At 72.9% G+C, this 14,199-nt stretch carries 13 protein-coding genes; 6 read left to right on the top strand and 7 right to left on the bottom strand.

The features are described from left to right. Nucleotides 1-35: 35 nt before the first annotated feature. From rpsD to DWV08_RS05695, 5 genes are all read right to left on the bottom strand, one after another. Nucleotides 36-662, bottom strand: a complete 627-nt coding sequence (gene rpsD, locus DWV08_RS05675; protein ID WP_115412909.1) for a 30S ribosomal protein S4 — start codon at nt 660-662, stop codon at nt 36-38. Nucleotides 663-815: 153 nt separating this feature from the next. Then, nucleotides 816-2,198 carry a replication-associated recombination protein A gene (locus DWV08_RS05680; protein WP_115412910.1) on the bottom strand — a complete coding sequence of 461 codons (1,383 nt, stop codon included), beginning with the start codon at nt 2,196-2,198 and terminating at the stop codon, nt 816-818. A gap of 70 nt (nt 2,199-2,268) precedes the next feature. Next, nucleotides 2,269-3,372: a quinone-dependent dihydroorotate dehydrogenase gene (locus DWV08_RS05685; protein WP_115412911.1), complete on the bottom strand. Its 1,104-nt coding sequence runs from the start codon at nt 3,370-3,372 to the stop codon at nt 2,269-2,271. Nucleotides 3,373-3,404: 32 nt separating this feature from the next. Next, nucleotides 3,405-3,836, bottom strand: coding sequence for a hypothetical protein (locus DWV08_RS05690; RefSeq protein ID WP_115412912.1), 432 nt, complete (start codon nt 3,834-3,836; stop codon nt 3,405-3,407). Continuing rightward, nucleotides 3,833-4,195, bottom strand: a complete 363-nt coding sequence (locus tag DWV08_RS05695) for a hypothetical protein (RefSeq protein ID WP_115412913.1) — start codon at nt 4,193-4,195, stop codon at nt 3,833-3,835. Before DWV08_RS05695 ends, DWV08_RS05690 begins: the two co-directional genes overlap by 4 nt. Nucleotides 4,196-4,255: 60 nt before the next feature. On the opposite strand from DWV08_RS05695, the gene DWV08_RS05700 reads away from it, so the two are divergent. The 3 genes from DWV08_RS05700 to sucB all read left to right on the top strand — a co-directional run bounded on the left by DWV08_RS05700 (nt 4,256) and on the right by sucB (nt 9,107). Further along, complete coding sequence (locus tag DWV08_RS05700; RefSeq protein WP_115412914.1) at nt 4,256-5,740, top strand: leucyl aminopeptidase; 1,485 nt, start codon at nt 4,256-4,258, stop codon at nt 5,738-5,740. Between the two features lie 153 nt (nt 5,741-5,893). Continuing rightward, nucleotides 5,894-7,297, top strand: coding sequence for a dihydrolipoyl dehydrogenase (gene lpdA / locus DWV08_RS05705; RefSeq protein WP_115412915.1), 1,404 nt, complete (start codon nt 5,894-5,896; stop codon nt 7,295-7,297). A gap of 22 nt (nt 7,298-7,319) precedes the next feature. Then, nucleotides 7,320-9,107, top strand: coding sequence for a 2-oxoglutarate dehydrogenase, E2 component, dihydrolipoamide succinyltransferase (gene sucB / locus DWV08_RS05710; protein WP_115412916.1), 1,788 nt, complete (start codon nt 7,320-7,322; stop codon nt 9,105-9,107). A 110-nt stretch (nt 9,108-9,217) separates the two neighbouring features. On the opposite strand, the gene DWV08_RS16710 is transcribed toward sucB, so the two are convergent. Beyond that, on the bottom strand, nt 9,218-10,675 hold the full coding sequence (locus DWV08_RS16710; protein ID WP_162801506.1) for a hypothetical protein: 1,458 nt from the start codon (nt 10,673-10,675) through the stop codon (nt 9,218-9,220). Nucleotides 10,676-10,738: 63 nt separating this feature from the next. Here DWV08_RS16710 and lipB point away from each other — a divergent pair, with 63 nt between their 5' ends. The 3 genes from lipB to DWV08_RS05730 all read left to right on the top strand — a co-directional run bounded on the left by lipB (nt 10,739) and on the right by DWV08_RS05730 (nt 13,301). Then, entirely contained in the window at nt 10,739-11,437 is a 699-nt protein-coding gene (lipB, locus tag DWV08_RS05720) for a lipoyl(octanoyl) transferase LipB (RefSeq protein ID WP_115412917.1), read from the top strand. Nucleotides 11,438-11,499: 62 nt separating this feature from the next. Beyond that, the gene (gene lipA / locus DWV08_RS05725) at nt 11,500-12,522 is read left to right on the top strand and encodes a lipoyl synthase (RefSeq protein ID WP_115412918.1); all 1,023 of its coding nucleotides are present in this window, start codon (nt 11,500-11,502) and stop codon (nt 12,520-12,522) included. A 32-nt stretch (nt 12,523-12,554) separates the two neighbouring features. After that, nucleotides 12,555-13,301, top strand: coding sequence for a DUF4191 domain-containing protein (locus DWV08_RS05730; protein ID WP_115412919.1), 747 nt, complete (start codon nt 12,555-12,557; stop codon nt 13,299-13,301). Between the two features lie 308 nt (nt 13,302-13,609). On the opposite strand, the gene DWV08_RS05735 is transcribed toward DWV08_RS05730, so the two are convergent. After that, the gene (locus tag DWV08_RS05735) at nt 13,610-14,044 is read right to left on the bottom strand and encodes an RDD family protein (RefSeq protein ID WP_115412920.1); all 435 of its coding nucleotides are present in this window, start codon (nt 14,042-14,044) and stop codon (nt 13,610-13,612) included. Between the last annotated feature and the right edge of the window lie 155 nt (nt 14,045-14,199).

The raw sequence follows: 14,199 nt of genomic DNA on the forward strand, positions 1-14,199 counted from the left end.
CCCGCCGGGGCCTGTCGCGCCGCGGAGAGGAGAGGTCAGCGCGCGTAGTACTCGACGACCATCTGGACGTCGACCGTGACGGGGACCTCGGCGCGCTTGGGGCGCGCGACGAGCTGGGCCTTCAGCTCGGGCAGCTCGACGGAGAGGTACGAGGGGACCGACGCGAGGACGTCGGAGTTCCCGCCCTCGGCGGCGACCTGGAACGGCTCCATTGCCTGGGACTTGGGCTTGATCTGGATGGTCTGGCCCGGCTTCACGCGGAAGGACGGACGGTCCACCAGCTTGCCGTCGACCAGCACGTGGCGGTGCACGACGGCCTGACGGGCCTGGAGGGTGGTGCGGGCGAACCCGGCGCGCAGCACGAGCGCGTCCAGACGCATCTCCAGCAGCTCGACCATGCTCTCGCCGGTCAGGCCCGGCTCCTTCTTGGCGTCCAGGTAGGCGCGGTGGAGCTGCTTCTCGCGCAGGCCGTACTGGGCGCGCAGACGCTGCTTCTCCTTGAGGCGCACGGCGTAGTCGGACTCGGTGCGCCGACGGGCGCGACCGTGCTCGCCCGGGGGGTACGGGCGCTTCTCGAAGTACTTGACCGACTTCGGGGTGAGCGGGAGCCCGAGGGCTCGGGACAGACGCGCCTGGCGGCGCGCACGGGTGACGTTGGTCACGAGGTATACCTCTTGTTCGCGTGTGGTGAATCCAGTCTTGCAGCCGCGGATTCAGCGACCGAGCATACCGCAGGCCCTCCCCCGGGTCCACGACCGACGGCGCTGGTCACACCCGACCTCCTGTGGGGTCGCTCACGCGCTCGACGGCCGTGCTCAGCGGCCCGTGCCGCCGTCGCCGGAGCGCAGGATGCGGCGCAGCGCCTCCACCCGCCGGGAGGCGGTCTCCTCGTGGCCGTGGGTGGTGGGTCGGTAGTAGTCCACGCCCACCAGGTCGTCCGGCGGGTACTGCTGGGCGACCACCCCGTGCGGGGCGTCGTGCGCGTAGAGGTAGTCGGTGCCGTGGCCCAGCGCCGACGCCCCGGCGTAGTGGGCGTCGCGCAAGTGCGCGGGCACGCCCTGCCCCTTCCCGGCGCGCACGTCCGCGAGGGCCGCGTCCAGGGCGCGGTAGGAGGCGTTGGACTTCGGCGCGGTGGCGATGTGCACCACCGCCTGGGCCAGCGGGATCCGCCCCTCGGGCATGCCCAGCATCTGCACGGCCTGCATCGCGGCGACCGCTACCTGCAGCGCGGCGGGGTCCGCCATGCCCACCTCCTCGCCCGCGGCGATCACCACGCGCCGGGCGATGAAGCGCGGGTCCTCCCCCGCCTCGATCATACGGGCCAGGTAGTGCAGCGCCGCATCCACGTCGCTGCCCCGCATCGACTTGATGAATGCGCTGGTGACGTCGTAGTGCTGATCGCCGGCCCGGTCGTAGCGCACCGCCGCGCGGTTCACGGCCTGCGAGAGCACGGCGGCGTCCACCTCGCTCGTGCCCCGCATCAGCGCGGCGGCGGCGGCCGCCTCGAGGGAGGTGAGGATCTTGCGGGCGTCCCCGCCGCCCAGGCGCAGCAGCGCCTCGCGGGCGTCCTCGGTGAGGGTGACGGCGCCGTCGAGTCCGCGCTCCTCCACGAGGGCGCGGTCCACCAGGCGGTCGAGGTCCGCGCGCTCGAGCGACTCGAGGGTGAGCACGATGGAGCGGGACAGCAGCGGGGAGATCACCGAGAAGTAGGGGTTCTCCGTGGTGGCGGCCACGAGGGTCACCCAGCGGTTCTCGACGCTGGGCAGCAGGGCGTCCTGCTGGGACTTCGAGAAGCGGTGCACCTCGTCCACGAACAGCACGGTCTCGCGCCCCACGGTGCGCAGTCGGGAGCGGGCCTGGTCCACCACCTCGCGGATGTCCTTGACCCCGGCGAGCACCGCGGAGATCTCCACGAACTCGCGGTCCCCGGACTGCGCGACCACGTAGGCGAGGGTGGTCTTGCCGGTGCCGGGCGGTCCCCACAGGATCACCGAGGCCGGGGCGGTGCGGGAGTCGTCCCCGGAGACCAGCCGGCGCAGCGGGCTGCCGGCCTCGAGCGCCGAGTGCTGGCCCACCACCTCGTCGAGCGAGCGGGGCCGCATCCGCACCGCGAGCGGAGCGCGGTGGTCCCGGTTGCGGTCCGACAGCGTGCGCGGGGCGGGCGCGTCGCCGCTGAGGGAGAAGAGGTCCTCGTCCATCCCTCCAGGCTAGCCCGGCGGCGGGCGGGCCGACGCCCGCCGCCGGGCGGCGCGGGGCGCGGGGCGCCGCTCAGTCCCGGGCGAGCTCGCGCGCGATCCGCCCGGGCCAGGAGGGCCCCTCGTAGATCATCGCGGTGTAGCCCTGCACGAGGTCCGCGCCGTCGGCGAGGCGGCGGCGCACGTCCTGGGCGGTGGTGATCCCGCCGCAGCTGATGATCACCGAGTCCGCCGGCAGCGAGGCGCGCAGCAGGCGCAGGACCTCGCGGGAGCGCTCGGCCAGCACCGGACCGGAGAGCCCGCCGGCGCCGATGCGGTCGATCACGGTGCGCTCTGTCGCGAGCTCCTCCGGGCGGGAGATGGTGGTGTTGGCGGCGATCACGCCCGCCAGGCCCACCTCGGCCACCAAGGAGGCGACGGCGAGCACGTCCTGGTCGTGGAGATCCGGGGCGATCTTGACCAGCACGGGGATCTCACGACGCAGCCGCCGACGAGCACTGGCCGCCTCCTCGACCACGGCCTCGAGGATCGGCCGGAGCATCTCCACGCTCTGCAGGTCCCGCAGCCCCGGGGTGTTGGGGCTGGAGACGTTGATGGCGAGGTAGTCGGCGTAGGGCGCGAGCAGCCGCGCCGAGAAGCGGTAGTCCTCGGCGGCGTCCTCGAGCGCGGTCACCTTGGACTTGCCGATGTTCACGCCGATCACGGCCCGCTGGCCGCGTTCGGTGCGGCGGGCGCGGGCCAGGCGCTTGGCGAGCGCGGCGGCGCCGTGATTGTTGAAGCCCATCCGGTTGATCAGGGCCCGATCGGCGACCAGGCGGAAGGACCGGGGGCGCGGATTGCCGGGCTGGGCCGTGGCGGTCACCGTCCCCACCTCGACGTGGCCGAAGCCGAGGTCCAGCAGCGCGAGCGGCACCTCGCCGTCCTTGTCGAAGCCGGCGGCGAGACCCAGGGGACTGCGGTGCGTGCGGCCCAGCACCTCGCGGGCGCCGTGCTCGTCCCGCCTCGGGGCGGCGGTGCGGAAGAGGGCGCGCAGCACCGCGGGCCCTCCCGGGAGGGCGTGCGCGGCGGCGAGGGCACGCACGGTGAGGCGGTGCGCCTGCTCCGGATCCAGCCGGCTGAGCGCGTGCCGGAACAGCACGGGATAGAGGCCGTGGCGCGGGTCGTCGATGGTGGTCACGGTGCTACGGTACGCGGTCGCAGCGGCCCGGTTCAGGCCGGAGGTCCGGCGCGTCGCATCGTCAGCAGCGCGATCACGGGCAGCAGCAGGGGCACGAAGCCGTACCCGCTCCCGAAACCGCTCCACACCGTCGCGTCCGGGAACAGCGCCGGATCCACGAGCGTGAGCGTCCCCACCACCAGCACGCCCACCAGCTCGACGGTGCACAGCGCCCGTGCGGTGTGCGAGCGGCGACCGCCGCGCACCAGCGCCACGGTGACGGCGATGTAGGTGAGCGCCGCGAGCAGGGAGAGCGCGTAGGCGACCGGGGCGAAGGAGAAGTCGCGCAGCATCTGCACCAGGCTGCGCGCGGTGGCCGAGAGCGCGAACACCGCGTAGGCCGCGATCAGCACCACCTCGACGCCGCGACTGCGGCGCCCGGTGGGCGTCGGCCGGGCATCGGTGGTGGGGCGCGGGGCGCTCATGCGAAGCCTCCCGGCCAGATCTGGTGCAGCCGCATCAGGAGCACGATCGTGACCAGGGCGGTGAGGCCCACCACCAGGCTCCCCCAGCGGCTCCGCTCGAACAGGCCCGCCCAGCCGCCGCCCACGGCGAGCATCAGCGCGGTGAGCAGATAGCCGTAGAGGGTGATCCGGTCCGGGGGTGTGGCGCCGGCGAGGTCCCGCAGCCCCAGTGCGACCCCCAGCACGACCCAGGACAGCGCCAGGAGCGCGGCGCCGCCCAGCAGCACGAGGTCGGCGTTCAGCTCCCGGAGCGCGTAGTAGCCGCCGAGCGCGGCCGTGAGCCCGGCCAGCACCGCCACCACGATGCTCAGCGCCGTCATGAGTGCTCCGTCCTCCTCGCAGGGCGAACACCGTGTCCGGCCCGCCCCTACGATAGGGCCATGCCCACCATTTCCATGACTGAAGCATCCCTGCGCGACGTCGAGGTCGACGTCCTCCTGCTCCCCCTCGTGAAGGGGGCCGACGGCGCCCCCTCCACCGTCCCGGGCTCCCCGGAGATCTCCGAGGCCATCGCCGGTCTCGACGCCTCCGCCGGCCGCGGCGACGTGTATCGCATCCCCTCCCTCTCCCTCGCCGCCGCGCGCTCGCTGCTGCTGGTGGGCGTGGGTGACGAGGATCTCTCCGCGGTGAGCGCGGAGGATCTGCGCCTCGCCTTCGGCGCCGCCACCCGCTCGCTCACCGGCGTGGAGCACGCCGCGGTGGCGCTGCCCACGGGCACCCCTGCGCAGCGCGCCGCCGCCCTCGAGGGCGCGGCACTGGGCGCCTACGCGTTCGTGGCGCACAAGACCGGCTCCGGCGCCTCCGCGCCCAAGCCCGCACTGTCCGCGCTCAGCCTGGTGGCCGACGCCGACGCCGACGCCGACGCCGACGCCGCCCGCGCCGCGGTGGAGCGCGCTGACCTGCTCGCCGGGATCGTCACCACCGTGCGCGATCTCGTGAACACTCCCCCGAACCTGCTCTACCCCGAGTCCTTCGCGCAGCGGGCCCGCGAGGCCGTGGACGGCCTGCCGGTCACCGTGACCGTCCTCGACGAGGAGGAGCTCGCGGCGGGCGGCTACGGCGGCATCGTCGGCGTGGGCCAGGGCTCCACCCGCCCGCCGCGCCTGGTGCGCCTCGAGTACTCCCCCGCCTCCGCCACTCGGTCCGTCGCGCTCGTGGGCAAGGGCATCACGTTCGACACCGGCGGCATCTCGCTCAAGCCCGCCCCCGGCATGGACGACATGACCTCGGACATGACCGGTGCCGCCACCGTGCTCGGAGCGACCGTGGGCGCCGCGCGCCTGGGGCTGGACGTGAAGGTCACCACCTTCCTCGCGCTCGCGGAGAACATGCCCGGCGGCGGCGCACAGCGCCCCGGCGACGTGGTCACGATGCGCAACGGCACCACCGTCGAGGTGCTCAACACGGACGCCGAGGGGCGGATGGTGATGGCGGACGCACTGGTGGACGCCGTGGCCGGCGAGCCCGACCTGGTGATGGACGTCGCCACGCTCACCGGTGCCGCCGTGGTGGCGCTGGGCAAGCGCACCGCCGCCGTGATGGGCACCGAGAGCGCCCGCGAGCGGGTGCTGGCCGCCTCCGGCACCTCGGGCGAGCCGTTCTGGCCGCTGCCGTTCCCCGCGGAGCTGCGCGCGGACCTCACCGGCCGGGTCGCGGACCTGCGCAACATCGGCGACCGTCCCGGCGGAGCGCTCTCCGCCGGGGTGTTCCTCTCCGAGTTCGTGGGCGAGACGGAGTGGGCCCACCTGGACATCGCCGGTCCCGGCTTCGCCTCCGCCCCGCTGGGCTACATGGGCAAGGGAGCCACCGGCATGAGCGTGCGCACCGTGCTGCAGGTGCTGGAGGACGTCGCCGCGGAGGCCTGAGCGTGATGCTCGCCGCGTTCCGCCCCGACTGATCAGCGCGGTCGGGCCGCCCGGCGCCGCCTGGTGCCCTAGCATGGGACACGCAGGCGGCGCCGTCGGCCATCCAGGTCCGGGCGGGCCGCGGAGTACACGTTTACACCGAGGAGCACACAGGTGGCGGAGACAACCACTGACCAGTTCGACGTCGTGATCCTGGGCGGTGGCAGCGGCGGCTATGCGGCCGCGCTGCGCGGGGCCCAGCTCGGCCAGAAGATCGCGCTCGTGGAGAAGGACAAGCTCGGTGGCACCTGCCTGCACCGCGGCTGCGTCCCCACCAAGGCGCTGCTGCACGTGGGCGAGCTCGCCGACGCGCCGTCCGAGGCGAGCGCCGCCGGCGTGGACCTCACCCTGAACGGCATCGACGCCACGAAGGTGCTGGGCTTCAAGGACAAGATCATCGGCCGCCTGTACAAGGGCCTGCAGGGTCTGGTGAAGTCCCGCAAGGTCGAGTACGTGGAGGGCTTCGGGAAGCTCACCGGCGCGAACACCGTCACGGTCGAGACCGAGTCCGGCACCCGCACGCTCACCGGCAAGAACGTCATCCTCGCCTCGGGCTCCTTCTCGAAGACCCTGCCGGGCATCGACCTGGGCGGCCGCTTCCTGGACTCCGAGGCCGCCCTGCAGCTCGCCGAGGTCCCGAAGAACCCGATCATCCTGGGCGGCGGTGTGATCGGCGTCGAGTTCGCCTCGATCTGGAAGTCGCTGGGCGCGGAGTCGGTGACCATCGTCGAGGGCCTGCCCCATCTGGTGGCGAACGAGGACGAGGCGCTGTCCAAGGCGCTCGAGCGCGCGTACAAGAAGCGCGGGATCGCCGTCTCGCTGGGCGTGTTCACCGAGAAGGCCGAGCAGACCGAGGACGGCGTGAAGGTCACCCTGGCCGACGGCACGGTCTTCGAGGGCGACTACCTGCTGGTCGCCGTGGGCCGTGGCCCGAACACCTCCGGCATGGGCTACGAGGAGCAGGGCATCGAGATGGATCGCGGCTTCGTGCTCGCGCACGAGGAGACCCTCGAGACCAACGTGCCCGGCGTGTACGCCGTGGGCGACATCGTCCCCGGCCTGCAGCTCGCCCACCGCGGCTTCGCCCAGGGCATCTTCGTGGCCGAGCGGATCGCCGGGCTGAACCCCGCGCCGATCGTCGAGTCCGGCATCGAGCGCATCACCTACTGCGAGCCGGAGCTCGGTTCGGTGGGCCTCACCGAGAAGCAGGCCAAGGAGCAGCTGGGCGAGGACGCCGTGGAGGCCTACGAGTACAACCTCGGCGGCAACGGCAAGTCCCAGATCCTCGGCACCACCGGCTTCATCAAGCTGGTGCGCGAGAAGGACGGCCCGATCATCGGCGTCCACATGATCGGCACGCGCACCTCGGAGCTGATGGGCGAGGCCCTGCTCATCGTCAACTGGGAGGCCTACCCCGAGGACGTCGCCTCCCTCATCCACGGCCACCCCTCGCAGCACGAGGCCATGGGCGAGGCCGCCCTCGCTCTCGCCGGCAAGCCGCTGCACGCCCACGCCTGAGCCTTCCCAGGAGGAGAACCCCATGTCTGAAACCGTGAAGATGCCAGCTCTCGGTGAATCGGTCACCGAGGGCACCGTGACCCGCTGGCTCAAGGGCGTCGGCGACACCGTCGAGGTGGACGAGCCGCTGCTCGAGGTGTCGACCGACAAGGTCGACACCGAGATCCCCTCCCCCGTGGCCGGGACGATCGAGAAGATCCTGGTCGAGGAGGACGAGGACGCCGAGGTGGGCGCCGATCTCGTCGTCATCGGCGACGGCTCCGGTGCCGAGGGCTCCGGCGCTGACGACTCCGGTGCCGAGGAGCCGGCCGAGGCCGACGAGCCCGCCGAGGAGACGGAGGATCTCGCGTCCGACGAGACCACCGCCCCCTCCACCGAGGAGCCCGCGCAGTCCCAGCAGTCCTCCGGGAGCGAGGCCTCCTCCTCCGGCGAGGCGGCCTCCGGCGAGGACGTCACGATGCCGGCGCTCGGCGAGTCCGTCACCGAGGGCACCGTGACCCGCTGGCTCAAGGGCGTCGGCGACACCGTCGAGGTGGACGAGCCGCTGCTCGAGGTCTCGACCGACAAGGTCGACACCGAGATCCCCTCCCCCGTGGCCGGGACCCTGCTCGAGATCCGCGTCCAGGAGGACGAGGACGCCGAGGTCGGCTCCGTGCTCGCCGTGATCGGCTCGGGCGAGGCCGCGGCCGCGCCCGCCGAGGAGCCGGCCGCTCCCGCGCCGAAGGCCGAGGAGAAGCCCGCCGCGCAGGAGGCGCCGAAGCAGGAGGCACCGAAGCAGGAGGCACCGGCGGAAAAGCTCGCGGCCGCTGCCCCCGCGAAGGCCGAGTCCGCTCCGGCGGCCGCGCCTGCGCCGAAGGCCGCCGATGCGGTCTCCGGGGCGGAGTCCTCCGGCTACGTGACCCCGCTGGTGCGCAAGATGGCCGCGGACGCCGGGGTGGATCTCTCCTCCGTGTCCGGGTCCGGCCTGGGCGGCCGTATCCGCAAGCAGGACGTGCAGAAGGCGATCGAGGCGCAGAAGTCCGCGGCCTCGGCGCCGGCCGCCGCTCCTGCCGCGGCCTCCGCTCCGGCCGCGCCCGCGGTCGAGGTCTCCTCGAAGCGCGGCACCGAGGAGAAGATGCCGCGCATCCGCAAGGTGATCGGCCAGCGCATGATGGAGTCGCTCCATGAGATGGCGCAGCTGACCACCGCGGTGGAGGTCGACGTGACCCGCATCGCGAAGCTGCGTGCCCGCACGAAGGACGAGTTCGCCGCCCGTGAAGGCGCCAAGCTCACGTTCCTGCCGTTCCTGATGATGGCCGCGATCGAGGGTCTGAAGACCTACCCGCAGCTGAACTCCACCATCGACGGCGACAAGATCGTCTACCACGGCTCCGAGAACATCGGCATGGCCGCGGACACCGAGCGCGGCCTGGTCGTGCCGGTGATCAAGAACGCCGGGGACCTGAACCTGGCGGGTCTGGCCCGCCAGATCGGCGATCTCGGGTCCCGCGCCAAGGGCAACAAGCTCGTGCCGGACGATCTGCAGGGCGCCACCTTCACGATCACGAACACCGGTTCGGGCGGCGCCCTCTGGGACACTCCGATCGTGCCCGCGCCCCAGGTGGGCATCCTGGGCACCGGCACCATCACGAAGCGTCCCGCCGTGGTGCAGAACGCCGAGGGCGACGACAGCATCGCGATCCGCTCGATGATGTACCTGTTCCTCTCCTACGACCACCGGATGGTCGACGGGGGCGACGCCGCCCGCTTCCTCACCTTCATGAAGAAGCGGCTCGAGGAAGGTGCCTTCGAGGGCGAGCTGGGTCTGTGACCTGCTGACCCGCTGACCCGGCGCGCACCGGATCCACCGATCCCCGCCTCCTCCCCGCACCGGGAGGGGGCGGGGATCGTCGTTCTCCTCGCGGTGCCCGACGGGGCGGCTCAGCCCGTCCCCGCCTCCTCGCCCACCTCGCGCACCTGCCAGGTGCTCCCCGACCAGACCAGGTGCAGCACCACGGCCTCCGGCGCGGAGGCGGGGATCGTGGTCACCGTGCCGTCGGCGCTCTCAGTCTCGTGCTCGGCGACGGAGCTCACCACACGCAGCGACGCCGTGCCCTCCTCGGCGGACTGCGAGAGCAGCTCCGCCTCGTGCACCACGGGACCACCGCCCCGCACCGTCACGCCCGCGTACGCCGCGCGGACGCGGTTCGACTCCTCCCGCGCAGTGCTGCCGGCCACGGAGGCCGCCACCGGCGAGGTGCCGGTGAGATAGGCGTGCCGGGTACCGGCGAGCTCGGCCGCCAGCTCCCAGGGCTCGGTGATCTCGGGCGCCGCGGCGTGTTCCTCGGCCGCGGGCGACGGCGCCGCCCGCTCGTCCTCGCCGACCGGCATCGCCCAGTGCGCCCCGAGCAGCACGAGCGCTCCGCCCAGCAGCACCGCCGTCCCGCTCAGAAGCGCGATCCGGCGCAGCCGGGGCCGTCGCAGCACCTCCGCCGTGGCCTGCAGCGCACATGCCGCGCCGCGACGCCCGCGTGCGGCGGCCGCGGTCGCCGCGCCGCCGACGGGTCCGCCGCGCGCCCGGTAGGGATCCCGCCGCGGTGCCGCCTCCTCCTCCGCCTCCTGGGCGATCCGAACGTCGTCGATGCGTCGACGGAGTCGTCGCGGCTGCGGAAGCGGTGGCGGATCGGCCACCGAGGGCTCGGCGGGCACCGGCGCGGCGAGCGGCACATCGAGGGCCGACGGCTCGGCGGGCGTCGTCGCCGCGGTGGGCGAGGAGCGCCGCAGCGTCCGGTCCTGGTCGGCGAGCACCGAGTCCGCCCAGAGCCGGTCCTCCCGGCGCGCCGCGAGCGTCTCGTCCTGGCGCAGGCCCTCCAGGTCCAGCACCACCACGGAGCCGTCGGCGCGCCTGCCCAGTCCTCCTCCTCGGCCGGCACCCAGCACCCAGCCGCGCTCGTGGAGGGCGTCGAGCAGCACGTCGAGCTGCTCCCGGGCGCGGGCCGTGGCCTCCCGCTCGCCCGTCGGCGGGGTGAGCGGCTCCGCGGACCGTCGGCCGGTGCACCGGGCCATCAGGGCTGTCGTCTCGCGGAGGTAGCCCTGCTCCTCCACCTCGAGCACGGCGGGCGCCGCCTCGACGCCGTCCACCTCGAGGGCGGCGAGCAGCTGCGCCTCCTGCCGCAGTCGCGTCCGCTCGGCGATGTCGAGACCGCGCAGCCGCAGCGCCCGGGGCCGCGCCTCGGGACCCAGCAGCTGTTCCTCCCGCGCGCCGCGCACCCGGGCCTCCCCCGCCTCCTGGCCGGCGGGCGACGGCGGCCGGGCGTGCTCCGCCCGCCGGGCCGGGTACAGGGCGCCGCAGGTGAACCTCTCCTCCTCGAACTCCTCCATGTCGGCAGTGAACCGCATCCCACCCAGGCGACCCCGCGGCTATCCACAACGCGCAGGTCGTCGCCGGAGTAGCCTGAGCAGATGCTCGATGTGATCCGCCTCGGTTTCAGCGAGCCGGTGCCCGGAGGGGACCGGCACGAGGAGTTCGGCCTGCCCCCGGGGCCGGTGGACTACCGCGCGGCCTGGGCCCTGCAGCGCGAGCTCCACGCCGAGGTGGTCGCCGGGCAGCGTCCCGACACCCTGCTGCTGCTGGAGCATCTGCCGGTGTACACCGCGGGCAAGCTCACCGAGGAGCACGAGCGGCCGCGGGACGGCGCCGAGGTGGTGGACATCGACCGCGGCGGCAAGATCACCTGGCACGGGCCGCAGCAGCTGGTGGGCTACCCGCTGGTCAAGCTGCCCGTCCCGATCGACGTGGTGGGCTTCGTCCGTGCGCTCGAGCACACCCTGATCGACGTCTGCGCCCAGGTGGGGGTGCCGACGACGCCCGTGGAGGGACGCAGCGGCGTGTGGGTGGCGCCGGAGGGCGAGGAGGCGCGGAAGGTGTGCGCCATCGGGATGCGCGTCTCCAAGCGCGCCACCATGCACGGCTTCGCCCTGAACTGCGCGAACGAGCTCTCCTGGGCCCAGAACGTGATCCCCTGCGGGATCGACGACGCCGGGGTGACGAGCCTGAGCCGGGAGGCCGGCCGCCGGATCGCGGTGGCGGACGTGGTCGACATCGCGGCGGAGGCGATGACCGCTCTCGTGGCGCACCGCACCTCGCCCCGGCCCGTCTGAGCCGTCCCCGCCCGCGCCGGGTCGATAGACTCGGCAGAACGTCGATATGAGGAGGCATCAGGGTGACACTCGCCCCCGAAGGCCGTCGCATGCTGCGCGTCGAGGCGCGGAACGCCGAAGTCCCGATCGAGCGCAAGCCGGAGTGGATCAAGACCCGCGCCGTGATGGGGCCGGAGTACACCGCGATGAAGAAGCGCGTGCACGGGCAGGGCCTGCACACCGTCTGCGAGGAAGCGGGCTGCCCGAACATCTTCGAATGCTGGGAGGATCGCGAGGCGACCTTCCTCATCGGCGGTGACACCTGCACCCGCCGCTGCGACTTCTGCAACATCGCCACCGGCAAGCCGCTGCCGGTCGATCCCATGGAACCGTTCAAGGTCGCGACCTCCGTGAAGGAGATGGGCCTGCGCTACTCCACCATCACGGGCGTGGCCCGCGATGATCTGGCCGACGGCGCGGCGGGCCTGTTCGCCCGCACCTGCGAGCAGATCCACGCGATGAACCCCGGCACCGGGGTGGAGCTGCTGATCGATGACATCAAGGGCCGCGGCGAGCATCTCCAGCAGGTGTTCGAGTCGAAGCCCGAGGTGTTCGCGCACAACCTGGAGACCGTGCCGCGGATCTTCAAGCAGATCCGCCCCGCCTTCCGCTACGAGCGCTCCCTGGACGTGATCTCGATGGGCAAGGACGCCGGGATGATCACGAAGTCCAACCTCATCCTCGGGATGGGAGAGACGGACGACGAGATCCTCGAGTCGATGCAGCGTCTGCACGACGCCGGCTGCGACATCCTCACCATCACCCAGTACATGCGGCCCTCGAAGCTGCACCACCCCATCGACCGCTGGGTCAAGCCCCAGCAGTTCGTGGACCTGTCCCGGGCCGCGGAGGAGATGGGCTTCCTCGCAGTGATGGCCGGGCCGATGGTCCGCTCCTCCTACCGCGCCGGGAAGCTCTGGGCGCAGGCGATGAGGAAGCTCGGCCGGGAGATCCCCGAGAACCTCCTGCATCTCGATTCGAACCAGCCCGCCCGTCAGGAAGCGGCGAGCGTCGTCGCCCGCACCCAGCAGGCCGCAGCCAGCTGACGCCCGCCCGGCCCCGAGAGGACCCACCGCCCATGGCTCGCACGTCCGAGACCGCGCCCGAGAAGCGCTCCAAGAAGAAGAACGCCGACGGCACGAAGAAGCCCGGCCGCCTCAAGCAGATGGTCGAGGTGTACAAGTACACCCAGGAGGTGGACCGCACCACCCTGCCCTGGATGCTCGGCGCCGTCGCCGCCTCCGTGGCGGTGGGCGTGCTGCTCACGCTGCTGATCTTCTCCAGCCCCTGGTACGGCATCTTCATGGGCCTCGCCGTGGGCCTGCTGATCGCGATGATGATCCTCGCCCGCAAGGCCGAGCGCGCCGCCTTCGGGCGCATCAAGGGCCAGCCCGGCGCAGCCCTCGCCGCCATGCAGTCCATCCGTCGCGGATGGAACGTGGACGACGAGCCGGTGCAGATCGACCCCCGCAGCCAGAAGATGCTGTTCCGCGCCACCGGCCGGGCCGGGATCGCCGTGGTCGCCGAGGACTCCTCCTCCGTCTCGATGAAGCTGCTGGAGAAGGAGCGCCGCAGCATCCGCCGCGTGCTCCAGCACGACAACGTGCCGGTGCATCAGATCGTGGTGGGCGACGGCGACGGCGAGGTGCCGCTGCACAAGCTGCCCACCTACATGCAGCGGATGAAGAAGCAGCTCACCAAGGACGAGGCCGCCCAGGTGAGCAAGCGGCTGAACGCGCTGCGGCGCTCCCTGCGCCAGTCGATCCCCAAGGGCGTGGACCCGATGCGGGCCCGCCCGAACCGCAAGGCGATGCGGGGTCGCTGAGCCCGCGACCCACGGACGTCGATCCGGCCCCCTCCCGCACGGCGCGGGAGGGGGCCGCGTCGCGTCCGGGAAGGCCCTGCAACGGCGCACAGGCGCCGCTCCCGCGCAGGCCGCCAGACCTCCGGAGCGCGCCGTGACCTTCCCGTGACCTTCGTGATCTTTTCGTGACATTCTGCGTCGCCCCAGGTCAGGGCCAGATCAGGAGGGTCTTCCGGGAGGGCGGCGGCACCCGTGCACCGGCGCGCGGGAGCCTCTTCGCGGCCGCTCGCGGCGGCGTCGCGCCGGAGCGGGAGGCGGCGCCGGAGGGCTCAGGCGGTGACCGTGGCGGTACCGGCGACCACGTCGTGCAGCGGCTGGCGGTCGCGGTTCCACACCACCGCCGGCAGCAGCAGGAGCATGAGCGCGGTGCGCACCAGAGCCCGCAGCACCATCGGCGAACGGCCCCGCACGGGCAGCACCCGAACGCGCACCGCGAACTGGCCCGGCGTGGCCCCGAAAAGGCTCAGGAACAGCACGTTCATCACCACGAAGAGGGCGAGGTTCGCCAGCGCGTCGCCGGAGAACAGCAGTGCGGAGACCAGCAGGCACAGGCCCCAGTCGGCGAGCAGGGAGAGGGGTCGGCGCCAGAACGGCGCCACGGCGCCGCGGCCCGTCGCGGGCAGGCCGAGGGCCGAGCCCTTCACGTAGCCCTCCTCCGCGGGAGAGCCGTCCATCCACGAGCCGAGGTCCTTGCGATCGATCACTCTCCGACCTTAGTGGGCGCGCCGGGGATCCGGCGCGACGCCCCGGGGTGCCGCGCACCACAGGGCCTAAGCTGTGAGCACCCGAGTTCGTGCCCCGTGCGGGTCGCACCGAACTCGTCCGGTGACGCCCCCCGGGGCCACACAGCACTACGCGC

Origin of the sequence: Brachybacterium saurashtrense (genome assembly GCF_003355475.1) — a bacterium.
Lineage (GTDB): Bacteria > Actinomycetota > Actinomycetes > Actinomycetales > Dermabacteraceae > Brachybacterium > Brachybacterium saurashtrense.

What these genes read in the sequence shown, in the direction of transcription:
- sucB (WP_115412916.1), top strand. Translation starts at nt 7,320, where the DNA reads ATGTCTGAAACCGTGAAGATGCCAGCTCTCGGTGAATCGGTCACCGAG.
- DWV08_RS16710 (WP_162801506.1), bottom strand. Translation starts at nt 10,675, where the DNA reads ATGCGGTTCACTGCCGACATGGAGGAGTTCGAGGAGGAGAGGTTCACC.
- DWV08_RS05700 (WP_115412914.1), top strand. Translation starts at nt 4,256, where the DNA reads ATGCCCACCATTTCCATGACTGAAGCATCCCTGCGCGACGTCGAGGTC.
- lipB (WP_115412917.1), top strand. Translation starts at nt 10,739, where the DNA reads ATGCTCGATGTGATCCGCCTCGGTTTCAGCGAGCCGGTGCCCGGAGGG.
- DWV08_RS05695 (WP_115412913.1), bottom strand. Translation starts at nt 4,195, where the DNA reads ATGACGGCGCTGAGCATCGTGGTGGCGGTGCTGGCCGGGCTCACGGCC.
- DWV08_RS05730 (WP_115412919.1), top strand. Translation starts at nt 12,555, where the DNA reads ATGGCTCGCACGTCCGAGACCGCGCCCGAGAAGCGCTCCAAGAAGAAG.
- DWV08_RS05680 (WP_115412910.1), bottom strand. Translation starts at nt 2,198, where the DNA reads ATGGACGAGGACCTCTTCTCCCTCAGCGGCGACGCGCCCGCCCCGCGC.
- DWV08_RS05690 (WP_115412912.1), bottom strand. Translation starts at nt 3,836, where the DNA reads ATGAGCGCCCCGCGCCCCACCACCGATGCCCGGCCGACGCCCACCGGG.